At 59.1% G+C, this 25,102-nt stretch carries 24 protein-coding genes; 14 read left to right on the top strand and 10 right to left on the bottom strand.

Annotation, left to right across the window (positions count from 1 at the left end; genetic code table 11):
- The first annotated feature begins 58 nt into the window (after window positions 1–58).
- From I6L47_RS05700 to I6L47_RS05680, 5 genes are read left to right on the top strand one after another with little or no spacing between them, the layout of a single operon-like run.
- Window positions 59–1,018 (top strand): MBL fold metallo-hydrolase, encoded by a 960-nt coding sequence (locus tag I6L47_RS05700; protein WP_216948869.1) that lies wholly within the window; start codon window positions 59–61, stop codon window positions 1,016–1,018.
- Entirely contained in the window at window positions 1,011–1,340 is a 330-nt protein-coding gene (locus I6L47_RS05695; RefSeq protein ID WP_042056354.1) for a hypothetical protein, read from the top strand. Before I6L47_RS05700 ends, I6L47_RS05695 begins: the two co-directional genes overlap by 8 nt.
- Complete coding sequence (locus tag I6L47_RS05690) at window positions 1,328–2,185, top strand: DUF692 domain-containing protein (protein WP_216948868.1); 858 nt, start codon at window positions 1,328–1,330, stop codon at window positions 2,183–2,185. The genes I6L47_RS05695 and I6L47_RS05690 overlap by 13 nt, the downstream gene beginning before the upstream one ends.
- Window positions 2,178–2,972 (top strand): putative DNA-binding domain-containing protein, encoded by a 795-nt coding sequence (locus I6L47_RS05685; protein WP_216948867.1) that lies wholly within the window; start codon window positions 2,178–2,180, stop codon window positions 2,970–2,972. Before I6L47_RS05690 ends, I6L47_RS05685 begins: the two co-directional genes overlap by 8 nt.
- A complete protein-coding gene (locus I6L47_RS05680; RefSeq protein WP_103251011.1) occupies window positions 2,969–3,577 on the top strand; it encodes a DoxX family protein in 609 nt (202 codons plus the stop codon). The genes I6L47_RS05685 and I6L47_RS05680 overlap by 4 nt, the downstream gene beginning before the upstream one ends.
- A gap of 114 nt (window positions 3,578–3,691) precedes the next feature.
- Here I6L47_RS05680 and I6L47_RS05675 read toward each other — a convergent pair whose 3' ends face one another.
- The 6 genes from I6L47_RS05675 to I6L47_RS05650 form a co-directional block, all read right to left on the bottom strand.
- Window positions 3,692–4,363, bottom strand: coding sequence for an NAD(P)H-dependent oxidoreductase (locus I6L47_RS05675; protein ID WP_216948866.1), 672 nt, complete (start codon window positions 4,361–4,363; stop codon window positions 3,692–3,694).
- A 143-nt stretch (window positions 4,364–4,506) separates the two neighbouring features.
- Entirely contained in the window at window positions 4,507–5,685 is a 1,179-nt protein-coding gene (locus I6L47_RS05670) for an MFS transporter (RefSeq protein ID WP_042081507.1), read from the bottom strand.
- A 498-nt stretch (window positions 5,686–6,183) separates the two neighbouring features.
- Window positions 6,184–7,346 (bottom strand): IS3 family transposase gene (locus tag I6L47_RS05665; RefSeq protein ID WP_216948865.1). Its coding sequence is split into 2 segments (ribosomal slippage): window positions 6,184–7,091 and window positions 7,091–7,346, totalling 1,164 coding nucleotides; the frame shifts between segments, so codons are not numbered across the junction.
- Between the two features lie 118 nt (window positions 7,347–7,464).
- Complete coding sequence (gene dkgB / locus I6L47_RS05660) at window positions 7,465–8,268, bottom strand: 2,5-didehydrogluconate reductase DkgB (RefSeq protein WP_216948864.1); 804 nt, start codon at window positions 8,266–8,268, stop codon at window positions 7,465–7,467.
- A gap of 65 nt (window positions 8,269–8,333) precedes the next feature.
- Window positions 8,334–8,630 carry a putative quinol monooxygenase gene (locus I6L47_RS05655; RefSeq protein WP_216948863.1) on the bottom strand — a complete coding sequence of 99 codons (297 nt, stop codon included), beginning with the start codon at window positions 8,628–8,630 and terminating at the stop codon, window positions 8,334–8,336.
- A 634-nt stretch (window positions 8,631–9,264) separates the two neighbouring features.
- On the bottom strand, window positions 9,265–9,651 hold the full coding sequence (locus I6L47_RS05650; RefSeq protein ID WP_005359671.1) for a DUF6404 family protein: 387 nt from the start codon (window positions 9,649–9,651) through the stop codon (window positions 9,265–9,267).
- A 191-nt stretch (window positions 9,652–9,842) separates the two neighbouring features.
- Between I6L47_RS05650 and I6L47_RS05645 the strand changes: the two genes are divergently transcribed.
- On the top strand, window positions 9,843–10,745 hold the full coding sequence (locus I6L47_RS05645; RefSeq protein ID WP_216948862.1) for a LysR substrate-binding domain-containing protein: 903 nt from the start codon (window positions 9,843–9,845) through the stop codon (window positions 10,743–10,745).
- Between the two features lie 171 nt (window positions 10,746–10,916).
- Here I6L47_RS05645 and I6L47_RS05640 read toward each other — a convergent pair whose 3' ends face one another.
- The 4 genes from I6L47_RS05640 to I6L47_RS05625 form a co-directional block, all read right to left on the bottom strand.
- Complete coding sequence (locus tag I6L47_RS05640; RefSeq protein WP_005337550.1) at window positions 10,917–11,150, bottom strand: hypothetical protein; 234 nt, start codon at window positions 11,148–11,150, stop codon at window positions 10,917–10,919.
- Window positions 11,151–11,343: 193 nt separating this feature from the next.
- Window positions 11,344–13,320 (bottom strand): methyl-accepting chemotaxis protein, encoded by a 1,977-nt coding sequence (locus I6L47_RS05635; RefSeq protein WP_216948861.1) that lies wholly within the window; start codon window positions 13,318–13,320, stop codon window positions 11,344–11,346.
- A gap of 226 nt (window positions 13,321–13,546) precedes the next feature.
- Window positions 13,547–15,049, bottom strand: coding sequence for a glycerol kinase GlpK (gene glpK / locus I6L47_RS05630; protein ID WP_005337546.1), 1,503 nt, complete (start codon window positions 15,047–15,049; stop codon window positions 13,547–13,549).
- Window positions 15,050–15,103: 54 nt separating this feature from the next.
- Entirely contained in the window at window positions 15,104–15,952 is an 849-nt protein-coding gene (locus tag I6L47_RS05625) for an MIP/aquaporin family protein (RefSeq protein ID WP_005350866.1), read from the bottom strand.
- A 489-nt stretch (window positions 15,953–16,441) separates the two neighbouring features.
- Between I6L47_RS05625 and glpT the strand changes: the two genes are divergently transcribed.
- From glpT to I6L47_RS05585, 8 genes are all read left to right on the top strand, one after another.
- Entirely contained in the window at window positions 16,442–17,800 is a 1,359-nt protein-coding gene (gene glpT, locus I6L47_RS05620; RefSeq protein ID WP_005337540.1) for a glycerol-3-phosphate transporter, read from the top strand.
- A gap of 102 nt (window positions 17,801–17,902) precedes the next feature.
- Window positions 17,903–18,661, top strand: coding sequence for a DeoR/GlpR family transcriptional regulator (locus I6L47_RS05615; protein WP_005347045.1), 759 nt, complete (start codon window positions 17,903–17,905; stop codon window positions 18,659–18,661).
- 317 nt (window positions 18,662–18,978) lie between these two features.
- The gene (gene glpD / locus I6L47_RS05610; RefSeq protein ID WP_216948860.1) at window positions 18,979–20,466 is read left to right on the top strand and encodes a glycerol-3-phosphate dehydrogenase; all 1,488 of its coding nucleotides are present in this window, start codon (window positions 18,979–18,981) and stop codon (window positions 20,464–20,466) included.
- Between the two features lie 106 nt (window positions 20,467–20,572).
- Entirely contained in the window at window positions 20,573–21,661 is a 1,089-nt protein-coding gene (gene glpQ, locus I6L47_RS05605) for a glycerophosphodiester phosphodiesterase (protein ID WP_124929029.1), read from the top strand.
- A gap of 218 nt (window positions 21,662–21,879) precedes the next feature.
- On the top strand, window positions 21,880–22,362 hold the full coding sequence (gene eco / locus I6L47_RS05600) for a serine protease inhibitor ecotin (RefSeq protein ID WP_005337529.1): 483 nt from the start codon (window positions 21,880–21,882) through the stop codon (window positions 22,360–22,362).
- Window positions 22,363–22,660: 298 nt separating this feature from the next.
- Entirely contained in the window at window positions 22,661–23,032 is a 372-nt protein-coding gene (locus I6L47_RS05595; RefSeq protein WP_005350885.1) for a DUF413 domain-containing protein, read from the top strand.
- Entirely contained in the window at window positions 23,032–23,904 is an 873-nt protein-coding gene (gene hdfR, locus I6L47_RS05590; protein ID WP_005337525.1) for an HTH-type transcriptional regulator HdfR, read from the top strand. Before I6L47_RS05595 ends, hdfR begins: the two co-directional genes overlap by 1 nt.
- A gap of 171 nt (window positions 23,905–24,075) precedes the next feature.
- Window positions 24,076–25,017: a hypothetical protein gene (locus tag I6L47_RS05585; RefSeq protein WP_216948859.1), complete on the top strand. Its 942-nt coding sequence runs from the start codon at window positions 24,076–24,078 to the stop codon at window positions 25,015–25,017.
- The last annotated feature ends 85 nt before the right edge of the window (window positions 25,018–25,102 follow it).

The following is a 25,102-nucleotide window of genomic DNA, read 5'->3' as shown; positions in this document are numbered from 1 at the left end:
CACAAACGACACACTTTCAACCGACAACCAACCGACAACCAACCGACAGGTAATTGTGATGAAACAGAGATTGAAAGCGGTGGCGCTGGCCATCGGGTGCGCGCTTACCGTCGCCCCGGCCTGTGCCGAGCCGGTACAACTGACGCCACTGGATAAAACCTTCACCCTGCAGGTGCTCGGCAGTGGTGGCCCCATCTCCGACGATCTACGAGCCTCCTCCAGCGAGGTGATCTGGTGGAAGGGGAAATCCCGCATCCTGATCGATGCCGGTGGCGGCGTCTACCTGCGCTTCGGTCAGGCGGGGGCCAAGCTCGAAGAGGTCGATTTTATCGGCATCACCCACTTCCACACCGACCATGTGACCGACCTGCCCGCCCTGCTCAAGGGGGCCTATTTCTTCGAGCGCAGCGATCCGCTGGATCTGGCGGGGCCCGAGGCTGGCTCGGCCTTCCCTAGCATGAGCGGCTACTTCGATGCCCTCTTCAACAAGGACAAGGGCGCTTATGCCTACCTGAGCGGTTTCAAGGATGGCACCGATGGCCTCTTCCCCATCACCTTGCACGATGTGCCCTACCAGAGCCCGCAGCCCCACACCGTCTATCAGCATGATGGGCTGACCATCACCGCCCTCGGCATCCCTCACGGTGACGTGCCCTGTCTGGCCTATCGCATCGAGAGCGCCGAGGGGACCATCGTTATCTCGGCGGATCAGAACGGCAGCAACCCGGCCTTTGTGCCGTTTGCCAAGGGGGCCGACATTCTGGTGATGCCGCTCGCCATCCACGAAGGGGCCGACCCTGTCTCCGCCTCGCTTCATGCCAAGCCATCTGTGGTGGCCAAAATTGCCGCCGAGGTAAACCCCAAGCTGCTGGTGCTCAACCACTGGATGGGGGTTGGCCTCAATCACAAGAAAGAGGCGATGGCCATCGTCAAACAGCAATTCCACGGCCAGATCGTGGCCGCCCGCGATCTCTCCAGTTATCCCGTTTCATCCGTCAAGGAGTCCGCCCATGAGTAACTCAAGCAGCAACAAAACCACCGGCAAACTGACCCTCTCCATCGCCATGACCAGCCTGATTGCCCTGACTCCGGGGCTGGCGCTGGCGGCCACCCCGAGCGATGCGCCGGTCAAGGCCGCCCCCAGCGAACAGCACGGCGGCAAGTGTGCGGCGGGCAAGTGCGGCACCGAGAAGCGCTTCGAGAAGCAGGCCCTCGACAGTGATCCGCAGGGGCGGCTGGTGCGCGCTCGCGATGGCAAGTGTGGCGTGGCGGGCGAGGGGATTGATGGCAATACATCCAGCCAGGGCAGCAAGATGACGGAGGGGGTATGCGGCCAATAAGCTCCCGCAGTCGGGGGATCGGGCTGCGTCAGGAGCATCTGGATGCGCTCTGCTCCGGCCCCGTCCGCCCCGGCATCGACTTTCTCGAACTGGCGCCGGAGAACTGGATTGCCATCGGCGGCGCCAAGCGGGCGCAGCTGCACCAGCTGGCCGAGCGTTACCCGCTGGTGGCCCACGGCCTCAGCCTCTCCCTCGGCGATTGCCAACCCCTCAATCGCACCCTGCTCAGCCAGATCCGCACCTTTCTGGACGAGTTCGGCATCGAGATCTACAGCGAGCACCTGAGCTTTTCCCGCGACCAACAGGGTTATCTCTACGAACTGCTACCGGTGCCGCGTCAGTGGGAGAACATCCCCTATCTGGCCGAGCGGATCGCGCAGGTGCAGGAGGCGTTGGCCCGCCCGCTGGTGCTGGAAAATATCTCCTACTACCACGGCTATGACCACGAGATGCCGGAGGAGGATTTTCTCGCCGAGCTGGTGGCGCGCAGCGGCTGCGAGCTGCTGCTCGATATCAACAACGTCTTTGTGAACAGCCGCAACCACGGTTACTGCCCCAAGCGGATGATCGCCGGGCTGCCGGGCAATGCGATCCGTTACTTCCATATCGCCGGTCATCTGGAAGAGGCAGACGGCACTTTATTGGATACCCATGGCAAACCGGTGTGCGAGGAGGTGGTGGCGCTGGCCCGTTATACGGTGCAGACCCACGGTTTGCGCCCCCTGTTGCTGGAGCGGGATCACCATCTGCCACCGCTGGCAGAGCTGGAGGCCGAGCTGGCGCGGGTGCACGGCGCCTGTTGCGAGGCGATCGACAGTCAGGTGCAGGAGGTGCGTTATGGATAGACGGTTATCCCTGATCACTGCGCCCAAAACGGCACCGCAGCGGATGCAGCAGCAGACCGCCTGGCTGGCGAGCCGGGTGCGGCTGCCGCAGGATGGCATCGCCAGCCACTATGCCCGCAGCGTGCGCGCCAATGTGGAGTCGGTGCTGGAGAGCGCTTTTCCGCTCACCCACGCTCACTGGGCGCCGGTGGACAGGTGGCAGCTGGTGGAGGGCTTTGTCATCGCGCACGGCGCCGAGGCCCCCGAGTTTCACCATATCGCCACCGAGTTTGTCCGCTATGTGCAGCATCGCCACAGTGAGGGCTCTCTCAACTGGCCCAGGCAGCGGCTGGCGCTGCTGGAGTACGAGTGGGCCTGCCTCTGTGTCGAGATTGATGAAGGGGTAGTGCCGCAAGTTATATCGGGGGTTGAGGTGATGGCGGAGAGTCCGCTTGTGCTCAATCCCACCCTGCAACTGCTGGAGCTACCCTTTGCCATCCGTCGCAGCGGCGTGGTGCCGACCCGGCAGGGCAGCCACTTCTATGGCCTGTTTCGCAGCCCGGATCATCAGGTGGTGACCCAGCGGCTGCGCGAATGGGATGTGGCGCTGATCCAGTTGCTGCAACAGCAGCCGGGGATCACTCAAGCCGCGTTCCAGCAACAGGTGCAACAGGTTCGCCGTGATTTTGATCTGACAGGGTGGGCACGCCATTTTCACCGGCTGGGTCTGTTGACCTTGTCCGTTGGCGAGCGCCAGTCCGGCACCCCCTTGCCCCCATTTAGCAAACACCAAGGAGAATTCTCATGAACAACACCCTGATCCAGTGGTACGAGCGGGCGGTGGCCCAGTGCAAGCGGCTCGATTTTCTGGCCCTGCTGGCCATTCGCCTCTATCTCATTCCGGTCATCTATGTGGGGGCCCACTCCAAGGTGATGGGCTTTGCCGGCACGGTCGCCTGGTTTGGTGCGCCAGTCTCGGAAGGGGGGCTCAACCTGCCGTTCCCGACCCTGCTCGCCTTTCTGGCGGCGGGCACCGAGGTGCTGGGCTGCATCTGCATTGCCCTTGGCCTCTTTACCCGCATCATGGCCATTCCCACCATCTTCCTGATGAGCGTGGCGAGCGCCATGGTGCACTGGAAGCACGGCTGGGATGCCATCGCCACCGGCAGCATGGAGGCCACTGTGCGCCTCAACGGCTTTATCGAGTGGCTGGCCGCCAACTTCCCCGGTCGCTACAACTACATCACTGAGCTCGGGGATCCCGTGATGCTCAACAACGGGATGGAGTTTGCCGCCACCTACTTCGTGATGCTGCTGGTGCTGCTGGTTTACGGCGGGGGCCGCTACGTCAGCCTCGACTACTGGCTCAAACGTGCCGTGACCGGCAAAGCAGGCGTGCAACAGGTGGCATAAGACCCGCTAACGGATAACAAAAACCATAACGACAGAGCGTGAAAAACAGCGAGCGGCCGGGTGCCGCTCGCTGTTTTTGTGCTTTGGGGGGGAGTGAGTCAGCTGCGTCAGCCGTTACTGGTAGCGGCCGACCGCGATGGGGGACTCCTGCTCAATCTGGCCAAGGCGCTCGGCCCACTGGGCGAGCCAGGTTTCCCGCTCTTCTTGCGAGCCCCGCACCGGGGCATAACAGATATGGGGGCGCAGCACGTCAAAGCCGACAAATTGCAGGATCCCGCGCTGGATGGGGCGAAGCACCCCGTCGATATCGCCGTTGAAGCCGTCGGGCAGATAGGTCTCGGCAGGGCCGCCGGTGGTGAGGCTCAGCAGGGCCCGCTTGCCGCGAAATTTGCCGCTCTCGTAGATATGGCCCTGACCGTAGACCCGCCCCATGGCAAAGACCCTATCCACCCATCCCTTGAGAATGGCGGGCAGGCCAAACCACCAGAGCGGGAACTGGAAGATCAGCAGATCGGCCGCCTCCAGCTTTTGCATCTCCTGCTCCAGCTGCGGGGCAAAGCTGCCCTGCTCGGTGGCAGCCAGCTCTTCGAGTTGCAGCTTGAGAAAATCGGGATCGCTGGCGGCAGTGAAGTTGCGCCGATCCGAGACGGGATCAAATCCCATGGCATAGAGATCGCTGGTCATCACAGTGTGGCCCGCCTGCTCCAGCGCCCTGATGGCGTGGCAGAAGAGGGCACCGTTGAAACTTTTGGGTTCGGGATGGGCATAGACGATAAGCACCTTCATAACAGACTCCGTGGCAAATGATGCGAGGGTGACAGGCTTGGTTGCTGAAATAGTTGCCGGGTTGAGGCTGTGTCACAGCATAGAAGCCTGCCGCACCGATTGCAGCAGGCGCCACGCCCTTGCGTGACGCCTGCTGGCGCAGCTTATGCCTGACAGGCAGCGAGCCGGAGGGCTTCGCGGCGCTCGCTGACATGGGTTAGCCCGTAGGCCAGCAGCACGATAAGGGCGCCGATCCAGGGGGTGTGCATCAGGCCGAGGTGCTCTACTACAAAACCACCGACCACAGATCCCAGCGCGATGCCGACGTTGAAGGCGGCAATATTGAGGCCCGATGCTACATCCACCGCCTTGGGGGTGTGCAGTTCGGCCTGCTTCACCACCAGTACCTGCAGACCCGGTACGTTGCCGAAGGCAAAGGCGCCCCACACCAGCACGGTCAGCACGGCCAGTACCGGATGGGGGGCGGTGAAGGTGAGGGCCAGCAGCACCAGCGCCAGACCGGCAAACAGCAGCTTCAGTGCAGGCAGGGGGCCCATCTTGTCGGCCAGCTTGCCGCCCCAGATATTGCCGACGGCAACCGATACCCCGTACACCAGCAGGATCAGGCTCACCGCACCGGCGCTAAAGCCGCTCACCTGCTGCAGGATGGGGGCGAGGAAGGTGAAAGCGGTGAAGGCGCCGCCATAACCGAGGGCGGTCTTGGCGTAGACCAGCAGCAGCGGCTTTTTGGTCAGTACCGAAAGCTGCTCGCGGATGGTCGAGGCTGCCCCCTTGGGCAGGTTGCTCGGGATCAGCAGCAGGCTACCCACCATGGCGACCAGACCCAGCAGGCTTACTACCAGAAAGGTTTCACGCCAGCCAAAGACCTGACCAATCCAGGTGCCGAGCGGTACGCCGGTTACCAGCGCCACGGTGAGGCCGCTGAACATGATGGCGATGGCGCTTGCCGCCTTCTCTTTGGCCACAAGACCCGTGGCGATGGTGCTGCCCACCGAGAAGAAGACCCCGTGCGCCAATCCGGTCAGGATGCGGGCCACAATCAGGCTCTCGTAACCGGGGGCCTGCCAGGCCAGCAGGTTGCCGGCGGTAAAGAGCGCCATCAGCCCTACCAGCAGCCACTTGCGCGGCACCTTGCCGGTGAGCGCCGTGAGCACAGGGGCGCCGATGGCCACCCCAAGGGCATAGAGGCTGACCAACAGGCCCGCCGAGGGGAGCGAGACATTGAGCTGCTCGGCAATGGTGGGGATAAGCCCCACAATCACAAATTCGGTGGTGCCGATCGCAAAGGCACTCAGGGTAAGGGCAAATAACGCCAGTGGCATAACAACTCCTTGGTTAGGGACTCCCGACGGGAGAATGGCGCCAGTATGCCGATGGGTTTTGTTGGCAAAAATGACGGCAACATCAAATTACTTTTGCCAAATCAGCAGCAATAGTGAGGGGGAGTGTGGTAGTGGGCGTAACTGAGACAACGAAGACAAGAGCGGCCGTGCAGAGTTAGGTGAGAGCAGGGGGCAACAGCGTGCAGAGAGTCGGGGGCCAAGGGGGAGCGGTTAAGGAGCAAGGGACAGTCGAGGGGGCGGGAAGAGGTCAGCTGCACGGACGGCAGTGGCACGCGGTATTGGAGACAAGAAGCGGGAGGCATTGTGCCCCCCCGCTCAGGTTCTCGTCGATGGAGTTAGGTTTTCTTTGCTCCCTTCTCCCCTTGCGGGAGAAGGGTTGGGGATGAGGGGACGGTAGCTTGCCCCTCACCCTAACCCTCTCCCGTAGGGAGAGGGGATAGCTCGTGGTTGCAATAGGCCCGTGAGGGTTTGTAGTGGTCAACTAAATCCGGACACTTGGTTAGGCCGAACCTCGGCTTTTGCTGGCGGTATCCCGTCATTGTGGTGATGTGGACGCCGCCAGTTGTAGTAATCCATCAGGTAATAACTGATATCCCGCTTCGCCTCTCGCAAGCTCATATATCCCATAGCCGGGAGCCACTCTGACTTCAGGCTCCTGAACAGTCGCTCCATCGGGGCGTTATCCCAGCAGTTGCCACGCCGACTCATGCTCTGGGTCATGCGATAGCGCCACAGTCGTTGCCGAAATGCCCGGCTGCCATATTGGCTGCCCTGGTCAGAGTGAAACAGCACGCCTGACGGACAACCTCGTTGCTGATACGCCATCTCAAGTGCTTTGATGGCCAGCTCTGCATCAGGCTTATCAGACATCCCCCAGCCCACGACCCGCCGGGTGTACAGGTCAAGAATCGCTGCCAGGTAACGCCAACGACCACCTGCCCAGACGTAGGTGATATCGCCACACCACACCTGATTGGGTTGCTGGACATCAAATTCGCGGGCCAGCAGATTGGGAATGTCCGGTCGTTCAGACCGAGCGACCTGATAGCGATGAGCGCCCGGTTGCTTGGATACCAGACCGGCTTCCTTCATCAGGTTACGTACTTTGAATCGACCAATCTGATACCCCAACTCCCGCATCATCGACATCAAGGCGCGGCTGCCCGCTGAGTTCCGGCTTTCTTTGAACAAACGGCGCAACTCACAGCGCTGTTGCATACGTTCACGGTTAATCGTCCGCCTGCGAGCCAGATAATCGTAAAAACAGGAGGTGGGAACATCGAAAGCGCAGCAGACCAGAGTGATGGGGGCTTGCTCCCTTAATCGGTCTATCAGCGCGTACGTGTGAACTCGTCCGCCATCAAGAGAGCAGTAGCCTTTTTTAGTATGTCCTTTTCACGTTCGAGCTGGTTGATGCGGGCTTCCAGCTCCTGAATTTTCTGCTGCTCCGGAGTCAGTACTTTGCTGATTGGGGTTGTGCCGCAGCGTTCGGATTGGAGCTGCTGAACCCAGCGACGCAGTACGGTTTCACCGACATCCAGTGAACGGCTGGCTTCAGGGACAGAGTATCCCTGGTCGAGTACCAGGGATGCGGCTTCGAGTTTGAATTCGGCAGTAAATGAGCGACGTAATCTTGTCATTGAACACCTCAGGTCATGGTGGCGACTGTACCACCTAAAATGGTGTCCGGGATGATTAGACCACTACAGTTGCCGGTATCAGCCGTCGAAGCGAGAGAGCCCATGTCTCCCTTCCCGTTTAATCCCAATCTGGTGCAAAGTCCGGGTTGGCGCAGCGCTCGCCCCGATCCAGCGTGGCGATGGCGGCCATCTCTTCGGCTGTGAGCTTAACCTTGAGGGCTGCAAGGTTAGCGGCGAGATTCTCCCGCTTGGTGGAGCTCGGGATCACTGTCATCTCCTGCGCCAGCAGCCAGGCCAGTGACACCTGCGCCGCCGATACCCCGTGGCGCTTGCCAATCTCCATCAAGAGCGGCTCGGCGAGCACCTTGCCATAGGCGAGCGGCATATAGGCGGTGACGGCGATACCCTGGGCTTTACAGAACTCGACCACCTTGCGGTTTTGCAGCAGGGGATGAACCTCGATCTGCTGGTGAGCGATGGCCCCCGGCCCCAAAATCTCGATAGCCTGTTTGAGCTGGGCCACGGTGAAGTTGGAGACCCCGATCTCCCGGGTCAGGCCCCGGGCCTTGGCCTCGGCCAGCTGCTCCAGATAGACTGCCATCGGCACCTCATCCTTGGGGGAGGGCCAGTGGATCAGCGCCAGATCCAGATAGTCGGTGCCCAGTTTTTCCAAGCTCACCTCAAGGCTCGGGATCAGCTTGCCCGGGCCAAACTCGCTGGTCCACACCTTGGTGGTCAGGTAGATCTCGTGGCGAGCAACAGTGCTGCGGGTCAGCACGGCGCCGACCTCGGCTTCGTTGTCATAGATCTGGGCGGTATCGATATGGCGATAGCCCAGCTCCAGACCGTTGGTCAGGGTGGCAAGCAGCGGCTCGCCCTTCAGGCGGAAGGTGCCCAGACCCATGGGTGGCATATTGATCATCTCGTTCCTCAATGGGGTGGTGGTTGGCCCTTGATGGGCTGAACAGAAACAGGCTCTAGGGGCAGTCAGGCGCCCAGTGGCTGATAGCGGCGAATGGTGCTGCTGGCAAACCAGAGCTCGGCCTTGGCGACAAATTCGGTAAAGTGGGGCTGCCCCTGATGGGCGGTGAGGGCCGCTTCGCTCTCCCACACCTCGTAGAGCATCCAGCTGTGTGGATTGTCCAAGTCCTGATGCAGCTGATAGCGCTGGCAGCCAGCCTCCTGCAAGGTGGCCGCAATCAGCGGCTCAAGGGCGGCGCGAAACTGCTCGGCATATTCGGGTTTGGCTTCAAGCTGGGCAATCACAATCACGGGTGATGACATCTGAACCTCCTTGGCAAAAACGAAGGGTCAGTATGCCTGCCGTGACTTGCAGGAAACAGGGCGCTGGTCGCAAAACAGTATTGAGGGGAGAGCAGCAATAGCAGTAGTGAGAAATTTTTATGAATGATTGTCTGAATTTGTAGTCAACACCCCTGTTTCTGCATGAGTCACCAGCTCACCTTCGCTGATTGCGCGTTCAATGGCAAACCACCTAAAACCCGCAAAGAGATATTACTGGCCCGTATGGACGCTTTGATCCAGTGCTTATCTCACAGTGCGGGCACAACTGTTTGATCATCTAGTGAACTACTTGATTGAACGTCCAAGCTATGGCCAATCATTACAAGGCTGCCATGATGGCCGGATGTAGCTTTTTTGCGATCACCATGCCAAGGAAAATGGAGGCAAATAGAGGGAGAGGATCCCAGCTTCGTCGATAGCTGCGCCAGTTGCCATTGTGGTGGCGGAAAAGCCTGTAGGCGAGAACCAAGAGGCCAATGGCGGTTTGGATGAGGCAGTTAATTGAAAAGCTGATAAAAAATTTAACGAAATCCGGCAAGGTGAGAGTCCGAGTCTGTGAAAGTGTGCTCTTCAGAGCCTGTATTGCACTCAGTTTCAATCCGCAGCAGGGGCTTTAACCTTCTTCTGCTGTGCCTTCACTGATGTGCTGGTGCTCCAACTGCTCCCATGGGGTCAATCCAAGCTGCCGGCGTTTGAGCCAGAGTCCAATTAAGGTGAAAAGACCAAATACGCCAGCGAACATGGCTGTGTTGAACAGGGCTGATAAAAGATCCCTTCCCTCTGGATGCCAGACGAATGTCCACATAATCAGACCCCATAACGGCGCAATAGATAGGCCGGAACAGAGGAAATTGGTAAGCCAGCCCGCGTAATAAGGCGGCTTGACGGGGACGCCGAGTTTACGCAGCAATTTGAACAGCCACGGATTGTAGTGAAATTCCTTGAGGCCACTGTCAGCCAGTAGTTGATGGGCAATAGCCAGCCGTTCTTCAAACTCCATTAATGTATCTCCTTGATGATCTGGCTTCATACGATTCCTCTTGATCGCATTCTACTGATTAAACAGGGTGAGAGATAGTGATTCTCTCTGGTTATTTCTCTTCGAAAAACAAGATCGTCAGTCTGAGCACGCTTGCCAATCCACAGTAGCTACGCCTATAAAGGCCCATTACTCTTGTCCGGATAACAGCAATGAAGACTCATTCTGATGAACTGACCCTGTTTGTGGCGGTGGTGGAGGCGGGCAGTTTTCGCCAGGCGGCGGAGAACCTCGGCATGGATAACTCGGTGGTGAGCCGCGGCATCAAGCGGCTGGAGGAGAAGCTCTCAACCGTGCTGCTCAATCGCACCACCCGCCGGGTCAGCCTGACCGAGGAGGGGAGCTGGTTCTATCAGCGGGCGGTGAAGATCCTGACCGAGATGAGCGAGGCGGAGGGGCATCTGCTGATGCGCCGGGAGCAGCCGGAGGGGATCTTGCGGGTCGATGCGGCCACTCCCTTTATCCTGCACCGGCTGGTGCCGATCATCGGCGAGTTTCGTCGTCGTTATCCTGCCATCGAGTTGCAGTTGCACAGCTCGGAGGGCTTTATCAATCTGATGGAGCGGCGGGTGGACATGGCCATCCGCATCGGCGAGCTGACCGACTCCTCCCTGCGTGCGCTGCCGCTGGGCCGTTCGCGGTTGCGGCTGCTGGCCTCTCCTGCTTACTTGAGCGAGCGCGGCACCCCACGCCAACCGGCGGATCTGTTGAGCGGTCACGAGCTGCTCGGCTTTTTGCATCCCGATCACCTCAACCACTGGCCGCTGCTCAGTGCCGAGCAGGGGGATCGCTTTGCCATCACCCCCACTCTGCGTGCCAGCAGCGGCGAAACCTTGCGTCAGCTGGCGCTGGCGGGGCAGGGGATCGTCTGTCTGTCGGATTTCATGACCGGGCCGGATCGGGAGAGCGGCGCGCTGGTGGAGGTGCTGGCCCGCAGCAACAGCGGCGCCTCGCGCCCCATCAATGCGGTCTTCTACTCCGATGCCCAGCGGGATATCCGACTGCGGGTCTGGCTCGATTTTCTCAAAGAGCAGTTGGGCAGTCATACCCTGTAGTTCAGGTTGGTTTGTGCGGTTTGTTTGAACGGTGAGTCGCTGCGGTTTGCTTGGCGAAGAACAAGCCGCGCCTTCGTTGCGGCCAATCAGCATTAGCCAGGCGGCAGATAAACAGACGGCCGACTCGAGGGTCGGCCGCTGGTTCGGGAAGATGTGTGAGCTGAAGCGCAGTTAGCGGGGCAGTTTGCCCCATACCCGGCTGAGCAGGGCGCCGCCGATCACCGGCGGAATGGCCAGCAGCAGGGTCCACTGCCATGAGAGGCCGCCGACGGTGGCGGCCAGTACGATGCAGGTGAGCACCACCAGCTGGGCCACCATCATCAGGAAGGTGCCTTCGCGGGGGGTCAGTGTCTCTTTTTGAGTGGCGACGTGGGCTACGGGCGCTTGAGTGGTGGTCGGTTTCATGGCGATATCCCTCTGTTGAGTCTGATATCACTAAGCAATGGCCGTTCCACATTTTTTCATGTTAATTATCAATATCTTGCGAGTTTTATCGTCATTCCCGTTTCGAGAGCGCAGGCAAAATGATTTGCAAAATGAAAACGCCACCCTGTGGTGGCGTCTTGGTTATTGAGAGGGAGAGAGGGAAGCTGCGGGTCTAGCCAATCCGGTATTGGCGGATCTGCTCGTCGATGGCCTTAGCCAGTTCGAACAGTTCGCGGCTGGCGGCATTGCTCTCCTGCGCGTGTTCCCGCTGGTGTTCGGCCACCATGGCCAGCTCGTCCAGCGCCGTTCTGGCTTGCCCCATCTGTTGATTCTGCGCCTGCGCCAGCGCGCTGATCTCGTTGATCTCGAGGGCGGTCTGGTTGATTTGGCTGGTGGCATCAACCAGCACCTCTCTGGCCTGATTCATCCGGTTGTATCCCTCTTCGCTCAGGTTGCGGGAGTCTGCCATCGAGCTGCTGGCCTGCCGGGTTCCCTCCTGCAGGCGCAAGATAAGATCCTGCACATCCTTGGTGGCAGTCTGGGTACGCACCGCCAGCTGGCGTACCTCGTCGGCCACCACCGCAAAGCCCCGTCCCATATCCCCTGCCCGGGCCGCTTCGATAGCCGCATTGAGGGCCAGCAGGTTGGTCTGGTTCGAGACATCGCGGATGAGGTTCATGATCTGGGTGATGTTGTTGCTGTCTTTCACCACCTCATCGAGCAGGGCTGAGGAGCTGCCGATGCTGCTGCGCAAGCTGTCGAGTTGCGCGGCGCTCTGGGTCACATCCTGCTCGATGCTGAGCATATGGTTGGCGATGCGTTGGGTCACGTCGTTGACCCCTTCAGAGCGGCTGGCGATCTGCTCGGCGTTGTCACCGATGGTGGTGACCACAGTGGTCAGCTCCTGAATGCTCTGGGCCTGCTGGCACGCTTCTCCTGCCAGTGCCTGGGCCTGCTGCATGGATTGGGACGACTGGGCGGAGAGGGCGCTGCCTGACTGCTGGAAGCGGGAGAAGCTCTGGTTCAGGCTCTGGATCAGCCGATTGAAGCTTTGGGCCATCAGCCCCAGCTCCGACTCGTCAGAGAAGTCGAGGCGGGTTGCCAGATCCCGATCGGCAGTGATGTGGTGCATGCCATCGGCAGCCTGACGAATGGGGCGACTGATGGAGTGAGCCAGCCAAGCAGAGGCCAGCATGGCGATCCCGCCGATGGCGAGCGACACCATGATAATGAGCTGGCGGGATTCCTGCAGGCCCTCTTCCAGCTCGGCGCTGTTGATCTCGCCAATCAGCAGCCGGTTGAGGGTGGGGATGTAACGCACCGCGATGAGGTAGGTTTGCCCCTCCAGTGTTAGCGCCTCTACGGCCACCTGTTCCCGGGCATTGGGAATAAGCCGTTTGACGGTATCGAGGAAGGATTGCTGGTGGTGGGCGGCTCCCTCCACCTCCTGCTCGGGGTGGATCTCGATATTGCCCTCCATATCCGCCAGATAGACCTGACCGCTCTTGCCGATCCGGTAGCCGCTGATGAGTTTGCTCAGGGCACTCATGTCGATGGAGGTGCCAGCCACCGCCAGGGTCTTGCCCTCGTGGGTGACGGCGGTGTTGATATAGAGGGAAGCGCGCTTGTCAAAATCCGAGATGTCGAGGTTCAGCTCATAGGGTTTGCTGCGTTTGAGAAAGCCGAAAAACCACCCATCTTTCGGGTCTGATTCGCTCAGCGATTTCTGGGCGGTGGGGCCGCCGCTGAAGTTTATCAGGGTGTTGCTCTGGCGGGGTGCGATAAAGACGTTGCCGCCGATCCGCCGTTGCAGATCCTGAAAGTAGCGCTCCATGGCGGGCCACTCTTGCTCTGGCATGCCAGTGGTCAGCCAGTCGATGACAAAACGGTTGCTGGCCAGCGCCTGCGCCTCGGTCAGGTGCTGGATAAGCTGCGCGGTCAGCTGGTTGGCAATGCGATCCACGCTGCTTGGCAGCTCGTAGCGTTCGACCCGCTGCTGGGCCTGACTGTGGGATATCTGCTCGAGGATCAAGGTGATGCAGCTGATGGCGATGGCCATCAGTATCGCCACGCCAGCGAGGATCCGGGTGCGGATCCCGAGCCCTGACCAGAGTGAGTGCAGTGTAAAACGGTGTATCGCCCTCTCCATATCGCTCTCCTCATAAATAAGGTCGCATATGCGACCCAGATGATGATTATAGATAGAGAACTCAATTGCGTTGTGACGGATGGTAACAACAGAGGGGGGCAGAAAAACAGGAGGGAGCAATTAGCGGGGAAGGGGGCAGATACCGGCAAGGGAAAGCATAAAAAGAGAGGCCGACATTGCGGTCGGCCTCTCTGGTGTTTATCTCAACGGAATGTCGGGTGCCCGATCAATCCTCTTCAGCCCAACGGCGTGAACGCTCAACCGCTTTTTGCCAGCCGCTGTAACGTTTGGCGCGATCGTCTCTGTCCATCTGTGGGATGAACTCGCGGTCCACGCTGAACTTGTCTTCCAGCTCGTCCGAGCTCTTCCAGAAGCCGACTGCCAGACCGGCCAGGAAAGCGGCACCCATGGCGGTAGTCTCGATGCGGGTCGGACGTACCACCGGGGTGTGCATCATGTCAGCCTGGAACTGCATCAGGAAGTCGTTGGCTACGGCGCCGCCGTCTACCTTGAGGGCTGCCAGCTTGATGCCGGAGTCCTGCTGCATAGCATCCAGCACATCGCGGCTCTGATAGGCGATGGATTCCAGCGCGGCACGGATGATGTGGTTACGGTTGGCGCCACGGGTCAGACCGACCATGGTGCCGCGAGCATACGGATCCCAGTAGGGGGCGCCCAGACCGACGAAGGCCGGTACCAGATAGACGCCGTTGGTGTCACCCACCTTGGAGGCGAAGTAGTCGGTGTCGCGGGCATCGTGGATGATCTTCAGCTCGTCACGCAGCCACTGGATGGTGGCGCCGCCCATGAACACTGCACCTTCCAGCGCGTAGTTCACTTCCCCTTTCGGGCCGATGGCAACGGTAGTCAGCAGGCCGTTGCTGGAGCGAACCGGCTCGGTGCCGGTGTTCATCAGCATGAAGCAGCCGGTGCCGTAGGTGTTCTTGGCCATCCCTTTTTCAAAGCAGAGCTGGCCGAACAGGGCAGATTGCTGGTCACCGGCAATACCGGCGATGGGGATGCGGGAGCCGCCGCCACGAGTGGTGTAGCCGTACACTTCGGAAGAGGGTTTCACTTCCGGCAGCATTGACATGGGGATGCCCAGCTCGTCCAGCATCTTCTCGTCCCACTTCAGCTCGCGGATGTTGTAGAGCATGGTACGGGAGGCGTTGGTCGGGTCGGTGACGTGCACTTCGCCATTGGTCATCTTCCAGACCAGCCAAGTATCGATGGTGCCGAACAGCAGCTCACCGTTCATCGCTTTCTCGCGGGCACCTTCCACATTGTCGAGGATCCACTTCACCTTGGTACCGGAGAAGTAGGCATCCAGCACCAGACCGGTGTTTTCGCGAACGTACTCTTCCAGACCGCGTGCTTTCAGCTCTTCGCAGATGGCGGCGGTGCGGCGGCACTGCCAGACGATGGCGTTGTAGATGGGCTTGCCGGTGGCCTTTTCCCATACCACTGTGGTTTCACGCTGGTTGGTGATACCGATGGCGGCGATCTCTTCGCTGCGCAGGCCGGTCTTGGCCAGCACTTCGGTAAAGACGGAGGATTGGGTCGCCCAGATCTCCATCGGATCGTGCTCTACCCAGCCCGCTTTCGGGTAGTGCTGGGTGAATTCGCGCTGGGAGGTACCGACAATGTTGGCATCCTGATCAAACACGATGGCGCGGGAAGAGGTGGTTCCCTGGTCCAGAGCGACGACATATTTCTTTTCAGCAGACATGATGTTCTCCACGTTTCTATTTTCCACGTTTTTATACGTTGGAGGGGGCCGCTCTTATGCGGCAGCCTCTTCTTTGGCGGTTTGGGTCGCTTGCTCGGTGGTGACGACACGGTTGCCCGGGACGCAGGGAGCCAGCACTTTGACATACAGAGCGGTACCAATCTGGGCGCCAACGATGGGGCCAAGGATCGGAACCCAGAAGTAGGGGTTGTCACGACCACCGGTCAGGGCAACATCCCCCCAGCCAGCAAAGAACGCGAACAGTTTCGGACCAAAGTCACGGGCCGGGTTCATGGCAAAACCGGTTAACGGGCCAAGGGAGGCACCGATCACGGCGATCAGGATACCGATCAGCAGAGCGGCTGCGAAACCTTTAGGAGCGCCGTTGTTGTTGTCACCCAGCGCCATGATGCCCAGCATCAGGACGGCGGTGATCACCAGCTCGACGGCAAAAGCTTGCATGTTGGTCAGCAGGGCATTGGGGTAGGTGGAGAAGATCCCGGCGGTGCCGAGGCTCTCGACGCTGCCGCGCACCACGTTATGGGTCACTTCCCACTGGGTGAAAAGGTTACCATAAAGGAAGTAGACAAGGGCCGCGAAGCAGAAGGCACCGGCCATCTGGGCGATGATGTAGGGGACCACCTTGCGCTTGTCGAAACCGCAGAAGGTCATCAGCGCCAGGGTTACAGCCGGGTTCAGGTGGGCACCTGAAATGCCGCCGGTCACATAGATGGCGATGGCCACACCCAGACCCCAGGTAATGGAGATTTCCCACTGCCCGAAGTTGGCGCCTGCCAGCACCAGTGCAGCCACACATCCGACGCCGAAAAATATCAGCAGGCCGGTTCCGATAAACTCGGCGATGCACTCGCCAAGCAGGGTATTGGGTCTTTGTATGCTCATACTTTTGTTCCTTATATCCACCCGTAGAGGTTTGATGTTCCGTTTTATCTTTTTGTGTCTATCCGTTGCCGCCGAAAACGTTTCCTTGTTGTTTTTGCGTCTTGCGCAAACGTTATGCTCGTTTACGCTCGTTATCGGTCGTGACAGAAAATAACCCTTCCCAATAATTTCACCATCCCCCCTCCATAGGAAATGTGGACAAGATCCCACTCATTGCTAAGAAAATGTGACGTAAAGCATCTTGATAACCGCCAGTTACCACTTAGGGGGTAGCTTGCAACCCTTGCCACACAAGGGCTGGCGCTTGCTGAGTGATTTCTCATTTGGAGCTTTTATTTGTAATAAAACTGCAATATTTGAGCATGCATCACAGATTAAATGAGCGCATATGAGCACAATAGGCTCGCTTACGAATCAGTGGACTCACATGATTCGTTGGAATGGTCAGGGCATCCTCAACCGCCCATAACAACAATAAGGAAGCAGAACATGCTTAGTCTCTTCAGGCCTGCGGCGCACATCGACAGGCTCCCGGCTGACAAGGTCGACCCCTTCTACAAACGCATGCGTTGGCAGGTGTTTTTCGGGATCTTCTTCGGTTACGCCGGCTACTATCTGGTACGGAAAAACTTCAGTCTGGCGATGCCCTATCTGATCGAGCAGGGCTTCTCCCGTGGTGATCTCGGTTTCGCGCTCTCCGGGGTCTCCATCGCTTACGGTTTGTCCAAGTTCCTGATGGGGAACGTCTCTGACCGTTCCAACGCCCGTTACTTCCTCTCCGCCGGTCTGCTGCTCTCGGCTGCCATCATGTTCATGATGGGTACCATGCACTGGGCCACCTCCAGCATTGCCATCATGTTTGTGCTGTTGTTCCTGAACGGTTGGGCACAGGGCATGGGCTGGCCGCCCTGCGGTCGCACCATGGTGCACTGGTGGTCACAGAAAGAGCGCGGCGAAGTGGTTGCGGTCTGGAACGTGGCTCACAACGTGGGTGGCGGCATGATTGGCCCGCTGTTTATCCTCGGGATGGGCTGGTTCAACGACTGGCGCAGCGCCTTCTATGTGCCTGCGGCTGCGGCGGCCGCCATTGCGGTGATCGCCTTCTTCGTGATGCGTGATACCCCGCAATCGGTCGGTCTGCCTCCCATCGAGGAGTACAAGAACGACTATCCGAAGGATTACAACGAGAGCCACGAGCAGGAGTTTTCCGCCAAGGAGATCTTCGTCAAGTACGTGCTGCACAACAAACTGCTGTGGTACATCGCGATCGCCAACGCTTTCGTTTACCTCATTCGTTACGGTGTGCTGGACTGGGCGCCAACCTACCTGAAAGAGGCCAAGCACTTCACCGTCGACAACTCCTCCTGGGCTTACTTCCTCTACGAGTGGGCCGGTATTCCGGGCACCCTGCTGTGTGGCTGGATCTCTGACAAGATGTTCCAGGGCCGCCGTGCACCGGCCGGTATCCTGTTCATGGTGCTGGTGACCCTGGCTGTACTGGTCTACTGGTTCAACCCGGCCGGCAACCCGACCATCGACATGATGGCGCTGGTGGCTATCGGCTTCCTGATCTACGGCCCTGTCATGCTGATCGGCCTCTATGCTCTTGAGCTGGCACCGAAGAAAGCAGCCGGTACTGCGGCAGGTTTCACCGGTCTGTTCGGTTATCTGGGCGGCGCCGTGGCAGCCAACGCCATGCTGGGTTATACCGTTGACCACTTCGGTTGGGATGGCGGCTTCATGGTGCTGACCGTCTCCTGCGTGCTCTCCATCATCCTGCTGGCGATGACCCTCAAGCATGAGAACATTGCCGTTGCGGCCAAGAAAGCGGCTGCCCATAAGGCATAAAACGTGATCCTCAGCTTATTGATCCCAAAGGGGATCAGGTAAACTGCCAAAAGGCCCCGCATCTGCCGGGGCCTTTTTTTGTCTCATCATCGGAGTGCAAGCGTGAAGCAAACCCAACGACATCTGGAGATCCTGGACGTCCTGACGCGGCAGGGATTTGTCTCGACCGACGATCTGGTGACCCACTTTGACGTCAGCCCCCAGACCATTCGCCGGGATCTGAACGATCTCGCCGAACAGAACAAGATCCGGCGCCATCACGGCGGTGCCTCCCTGCATTCGAGTACCGTCAATACCGCCTACAGCGCCCGTAAAGTGATGCAACTCAAGGAGAAAGAGCGCATCGCCCGCGAGGTCGCGGCCAATATTCCCGACGGCTCATCGCTCTTTATCGACATAGGCACCACCACCGAAGCCATTGCTCGCGCCCTGCTCGATCACCGCGAGCTGCGCATCGTCACCAACAACCTCAACGTGGCCAGCATTCTGACGGCCAAGGATGACTTCACCGTCATCATTGCCGGCGGCGAGATCCGCAACCGCGATGGTGGCATCGTGGGGGAGGCGACCCGCGACTTTATCGGTCAGTTTCGCATGGACTATGGCGTCATTGGGATTTCGGGGATCGACAACGACGGCTCCCTGCTCGATTTCGACTATCACGAGGTGAAGATCGCCCAGGCCATTATCGCTCACTCCCGTCAGGTGTTCCTGGCCGCCGACCACACCAAGTTCGGTCGCAATGCCATGGTCAATCTGGGCAATCTCAGCCAGATCCACGCCCTCTTTACCGATCAGGAGCCACCGGAAAAGCTGACGCGATTGATGGCGCAACACCAGATCGCCTGCCACATTTGCTGACGGCGAAACACGCCAAGGCTGTGCCGGTCGCCCGTCAGGGCGGCCTCCTTTCTTTTTTTGTCTCCCATTCCTGCACTCATCTCACCCCTTTATAGGTATTGCCAAAACCACTATTCAATCTGGTTTTTTTGGCTATTAACCCGCCGATGTTGGCCCGACGCCATTTGCTCCGCTGACCTGTCCCCTTTGCCACCTCTGGCGGGCTGTGGCGATCACACTTTCATCATAAAATGTTCGTTTGTTGTATTTTCATGTTCTAAAATGAGCGAAATCAAACATTGCTGTTATAGCAATCATAAAAATGAAAGTAGGTGAACATGAGCGAACATTATGATCTGGTCGTCGTCGGTGGCGGCATCAACGGGGTCGGCATCGCAGCCGATGCGGCAGGACGGGGTCTGAAGGTTGCCCTGTTTGAGGCGCAAGATCTCGCCTCTGCCACCTCGTCCAACTCCAGCAAGCTGATCCACGGCGGTTTGCGCTATCTCGAACATTACGAATTCCGGCTGGTGAAAGAGGCGTTGGCGGAGCGGGAGGTGCTGCTCGGTATGGCGCCTCACATCGCTCGTCCCATGCGTTTTCGCCTGCCGCACCGCCCGCACCTGCGTCCGGCCTGGATGATCCGCGCCGGTCTGTTCCTCTATGACAATTTGGCCAAGCGCGACAAGCTCAAGGGGAGCTGTGGCGTGCGCTTCCTGCCGCAAGATGGCTTGACCGCGGGGATCAACAAGGGGTTTGAATATTCCGATGCTTGGGTCGATGACGCCCGGCTGGTGGTGCTCAATGCCATGATGGCCCGTGACAAGGGGGCCGATGTGCAGACCCGCACCCGCTGCATCAAGGCGGTGCGCGGTTCCAAACACTGGACGCTCACTTTGGAGCGGGAAGGGGGCGAGCAGTTCACCGTCACCTGCCGTGGTCTGGTCAATGCGGCGGGCCCCTGGGTCAAGACCTTCTATGACGAGAGCCTGCACGAGAAATCCCCCCGCGGCATTCGCCTTATTAAAGGCAGCCACATGATAGTGCCGCGCATCCACGAGCGCGAAGAGGCCTATATCCTGCAAAACGAAGACAACCGTATCGTCTTCGTCATCCCGTATCAGCAGGACTACTCCCTTATCGGCACCACGGATGTGGAGCACCACGGCAGCCCGCGGGAAGCGAAGATCAGCGAGGCCGAAATTACCTACCTGTGCAAGGTGGTCAACGCCCACTTCACTCGCCAAATTGCGCCGAAAGATGTGATCTGGACTTACGCCGGGGTGCGCCCGCTCTGTGATGACGAGTCAGACTCGCCGCAGGCGGTGACCCGCGACTACACCCTCGAACTCTCTGGCGAATCCGACGGTGCGCCGCTGCTCTCGGTATTTGGCGGCAAGCTCACCACCTATCGCAAGCTGGCGCAGGCCGCCTGCAACAAGCTCAAGCTCTGGTTTAGCCAGATGGGGGATGACTGGACGGCGACCAGCCGTCTGCCCGGCGGCGAGTTTGACTGCTCGGTGCGCGAGCTGGCCCGCGCCTTTGCGCTGGAGTTTGACTGGCTCGATGATCGCAGCGCCCTGCGTATTGCCGAGGCCTATGGTGCCCATGCCCGTCTCTGGCTGAAAGAGGAGCGCGGAATTCACTTCGGTGGCGGCCTGTACGAGTCGGAAGTGCGTTATCTCATCGAGCGGGAGTGGGCCTGTTCACTGGACGATATCCTCTGGCGCCGCAGCAAGCTGGGGCTGCGCCTGAACGACTCAGAGCAGCAGATGTTGCAGATCTGGCTCGACCAATACCATCAGGCTCTGCGCAAGGCGAGCTGATGAGTGACGGTGGGCAGTGCGCTGCTGCTCACCGTTTTCCACCGTAAATGTGCAATAAACCTCTGATAGAACAATTACCTACACACAATAATAAAGAGCATCACATATGAAAAAACTCGCCGTTTCCCTCATCGCCTTAAGCCTTGGGGCATCCCTCTCATTACCCGCGTTGGCTGCCGATGACGGCAAGGTGGTGATCGCCCACCGTGGCGCTTCCGGCTACCTGCCCGAGCATACCCTGGAGTCCAAGGCACTGGCCTATGGCATGGGGGCCGACTATCTGGAGCAGGATCTGGTGATGACCAAGGATGACCAGCTGGTGGTGATGCACGATCACTTCCTCGATGGTATCACCGATGTGGCGGCGCGCTTCCCCGGCCGTGCCCGTCCGGACGGCCGTTACTATGTGGTGGATTTCACCCTAGATGAGGTGCGTTCCCTGCGTATGACCGAACCGTTCCAGCTGGTGGATGGCAAGCAGGTGCCGGTCTATCCGGCCCGCTTCCCGCTCTGGAAGTCAGACTTCAAGATCCACACCTTCCAGGAGGAGATCGAGATGATCCAGGGGCTCAACAAGAGCACCGGCAAGAACATCGGGATCTATCCGGAGATCAAGGCGCCCTGGCTGTTCCGTCACGAAGGCAAGGATATCTCCAAGGCGGTGCTGAAGGTGCTCAAGGAGTACGGCTACACCGGGAAGGATGACAAGGTCTATCTGCAGTGCTTCGATGCCGATGAACTCAAGCGCATCAACAGCGAGCTGATGCCCGCCATGGGTATGGATCTGAAACTGGTGCAGCTGATGGCCGAGACCGACTGGAACGAGACCATGGTCTACGACGCCAAGGGCAAGGCGACCCCCTACAACTATGACTGGATGTTCAAGCCGGGGGCGATGAAAACCATCGCCAGCTATGCCGAAGGGATTGGCCCGTGGAAGCCGATGATCGTCACCGAGCCGGGCACTTTGGGCAAACCGGTCTTCACCGGCATGGTAAAAGAAGCCCATGCGGCGGGCCTGAAAGTTCACCCCTATACCTTCCGTCAGGATGAGGGGCAGATCCCGGCCTATGCCAAGGACTTCACCGATCTACTTAATATCTTCCTCTATCAGGCCGATGTGGATGGGGTGTTCAGCGACTTCCCCGACAAGGCGGTGGCCGTCATCAAGGCCCATCAAGAGGCGGCCAAATAGCACTCTGGCGCCATTTGAATGCAAAGCGAGGCCAATTGGCCTCGCTTTTTGTTTCAGGCTCTTGAAACGGGAGTGTGCGCCCTGTCAGAAAATAGCCAGATCACGTCATGGTGTGCCGGATCTGCATCATTTTACGCAGTTTTTACGTAGCAGATCGCTGGCATGAAATCGGCAGAGCGGTTAGTCTAGCGGCGTTGAACCAACCCCATGAGGTACAGATGAAAACCGTATTGCGTTTTAGCCTGCTGGGCGCCTTGTTGCTGGGTGGCCATGCCTTCGCCGCCGAGCCGAAAAAATTTGATATCAGCATGTTCCCAGCCGCTGACGTGAATCAGGAACGTGTGGTGATCCGCCTGCCTGAAGTCGAGAAAGAAGCCGACATGATGGTCGAGCTGCAGGTCGGCAAAAAGATGATGGTTGATTGCAACGTACCGCGTTTTGCAGGCAACCTGGAACAGCACAGCGTCAAAGGCTGGGGCTACAACTACCTGAAACTGGGCAAGGTTTCCGACCCCATCAGCACCCTGATGATGTGCCCGGATAACCAGCAGAAAGAGACCTTCGTCCAGATCTACGGTCAGGGCTTCTTCGTGAACTACAACTCAAAACTGCCGTTCGTGATCTACGTGCCGCAGGAGTATGAAGTGCGCTACCGTCTGTGGCGTGCCGACAACCTGGCCCAACCGGCCATGATTGAGTAAGCATGTTTGAACCAAAGGTTCAGCTGGTTCACCTGATGTGATAAATAAAGCGCCGTATGGCGCTTTATTTTTGCCTGCACAGTCCAAAAAGTGACGTGCAAATTGGCTGCACGTTTACATAAGTTTATTATTTATCAACGTTTTTTGTGTGTTATGCCACAAAATCGGCGTCAGCTATGGGGCAAAGTGACTTCGATAAAAGATATTTATTAACATAGTGAGAAAATTGATTTTGCACTCGGCGATGGCCTGATGATACTTGCCCGCAAAGGTCAAACTAACCAGAAAAAAGAGCACTATGAGCTTCGAATCAGACAAGCGTTTCAACGACTTCAAACATTTTCCCCGTGGCCTGCGTCGCAGTGGCGAATTCACTGTGGCCGAAGCGGACAGTCTGGAAAAGTATGGTACCGCCATGCTGGCACTCTACCAGGGCAACCTTGCACCCCGTGACGATGTCGAGTCCGCCTTCGTCGAGCAGGTCAAATCAGGCGAAGCCGGTGCCAACCCCCATGCCAAGGTGTGGTTCAAATACCTCAAGGTGATCGGTCCCAAGCGCGTTCATCGCCTCTGCACTGTCGTTGGCGGCGCCAGCGAAGAGAGCAGCGGTGGCGGCAGCTTTGATGTCGGTGGTGGCAGCGGCGGTGGCAGTGACGAGTCCATCGATTAATGGATACCGAGCTGCTTCGGACCTTTATCGAGGTGAGCAAGACCCGGCATTTTGGCCGGGCTGCTGAAAATCTCTACCTGACCCAGTCGGCGGTGAGTTTCCGGATCCGTCAGCTAGAGCAGCAACTGGGTGTCAGTCTGTTTGCCCGTCATCGCAACAATATCCGTCTGACCGCCTCCGGTGAGCGTCTGCTGCCCTACGCAGACGCCATCTTGCACACCCTTGGTCGTGCCAAGCAGGATGTGGCACTCTCGCCGGGATTCAGCCAGCAGTTGGCCATCGGCGCGCCCGCTGTGTTCTGGGAGCTCGATTTCAACGACTGGCTCAATCACATCTATGCGCTGGCGCCCGGTTTGGCGGTGCGGCTGGAAACAGCCTCCCGCGAGCATCTCTGCCGCCAGTTGCTGGAGCGCTCCCTCGATCTGGCCCTGCTCTCCGAGCCCACCAAGATCGACGAGATTGCCCTGCATCCCATCGGTGAGCTGGTGTTCGAGCTGGTGAGCCGGGATCCGGCCGCCAATGCCGACAACCTGATGCAGATGCCCCACATCCACCTCGACTGGGGCACCAGCTTCGAGCCGCAACCCAGCCGTTTGCAGAGCCTGCAAAAGACCCCGGTGCTGCACTCCAGCTCTGCCAGCATGGCGTTGCAGTTCGTGCTGGCCAACGGTGGTGCTGCTTACCTGCCACGGCGGATGGTCAGCCCCTTCCTCGAGAAGGGGGCGTTGCATCTGGTAGAAGGGGGCCAGCCGCTGAGCCGCCCGCTCTATCTCGCCTATCTGGAGAAATCCGATCGCCGGGAGCTGATCGATCAGCTGTTGACCCTGCCACTGGGTTGGCACGACGCCGAACTGCGCCTTAACGTCGAATAAGCGTCGAGTGTTATCCAAGGAAGAGCCCACCTCACGGTGGGCTCTTCTGTTTGGGGAAAATTGCAGGGAGCGAAGTCACGTAATTGGCGCGGGAGGCTTGGCGTCATCGATTTGTAACGGTACCTTTTCAGGCTGTTTATCCGATTGAGCACTCACAGGGATGGATTGTAATTGATCGACTTTAGTCACCCCGAATGGCGGGCACTGGCGCAGCAGTTGCTGAGCCACTCACCTGTGGTGATCCGTGGCCGCCAGTGGCAACCGCTGGTGGGCCTGCTCAAGGATAACCAGCTGCTGCTCGCCCACGGCAGCCACAGCTATGAGCTTACCCCGGCCGGGCGGCGCTATCTCACCCGCGAGCTGATGCTGGCCGAGATCGCCACCGCTCCCCCCGAGCCCGAGGAGTGGTTGCATGCTCAGGGCTGGCAATTGGGGGAGCAGGTCAACGAGCGGGTGCTGGCGGCGCTCTATCGCAAGAGCGAGGTGAACTTCACCCCCAACGAGCAGATCGATTTCGAGGACAAGGGGATCCGGCTCTGTGCCGATCAGCTGTTGCGCTTGCGCGCAGCCCAGCCGTTCAGCCTCTTTTTCAGCGGTGGCACCCTGATCGACGCAGCCCCCTGGTTGCAGGCGCTGGGGGAGGTGGCGCTACCCGAGCGCACCCTGGCGGGTCTTGGCAAGATCCTGTGGGGGGAGGGGAGTATCGAGCGGGTGATCACCACAGACAGCGTCGGCGCCTTTGCCGAGCTGCCTCTTGAACCCGGCACCTTGCTGGTGTGGGCCCCTCCATCGGCTCCTCTAGCCTTGCAGCAGGTAGTGGCCGCCTTGCCCCCCAATGTGTTGTGGAGTCATCTCACCGCTCTCGACCCTGCCGGGGTGGATCGGCTGCAGGCGCTGGCCCAGCGGCTGGGTCGTCCGGCCAGCTGGTGGTTGCCCCGTGATCTGGCCCCCATTCTCAGTGCGTATGCCCAGCCTTTGATTGAGGCTAGGCCGTGGGAACCGAGCCGGATCCCCAAGCCATTGTTAGCAGTTTGTAGCGGTTTGGTTGAGTCCAATGGTGGCTTGTCGGCCGAGGTGTGTGCGCTGGCGCCAGCGTGGCATGCCGTTGGTTGAAATTGGCCTGAAAGCGAGCCAAAAAGCGGTTTTCCCCCATTGAACGCGGTGATATAAAGAGTTGACGAAGCGCTCGCCAGATGAG

Source organism: Aeromonas sp. FDAARGOS 1417 (assembly GCF_019046985.1).
GTDB lineage: Bacteria > Pseudomonadota > Gammaproteobacteria > Enterobacterales > Aeromonadaceae > Aeromonas > Aeromonas veronii.
Note: the sequence above shows the minus strand (reverse complement) of the source record. Positions and strands in the feature narration are given on the sequence as shown.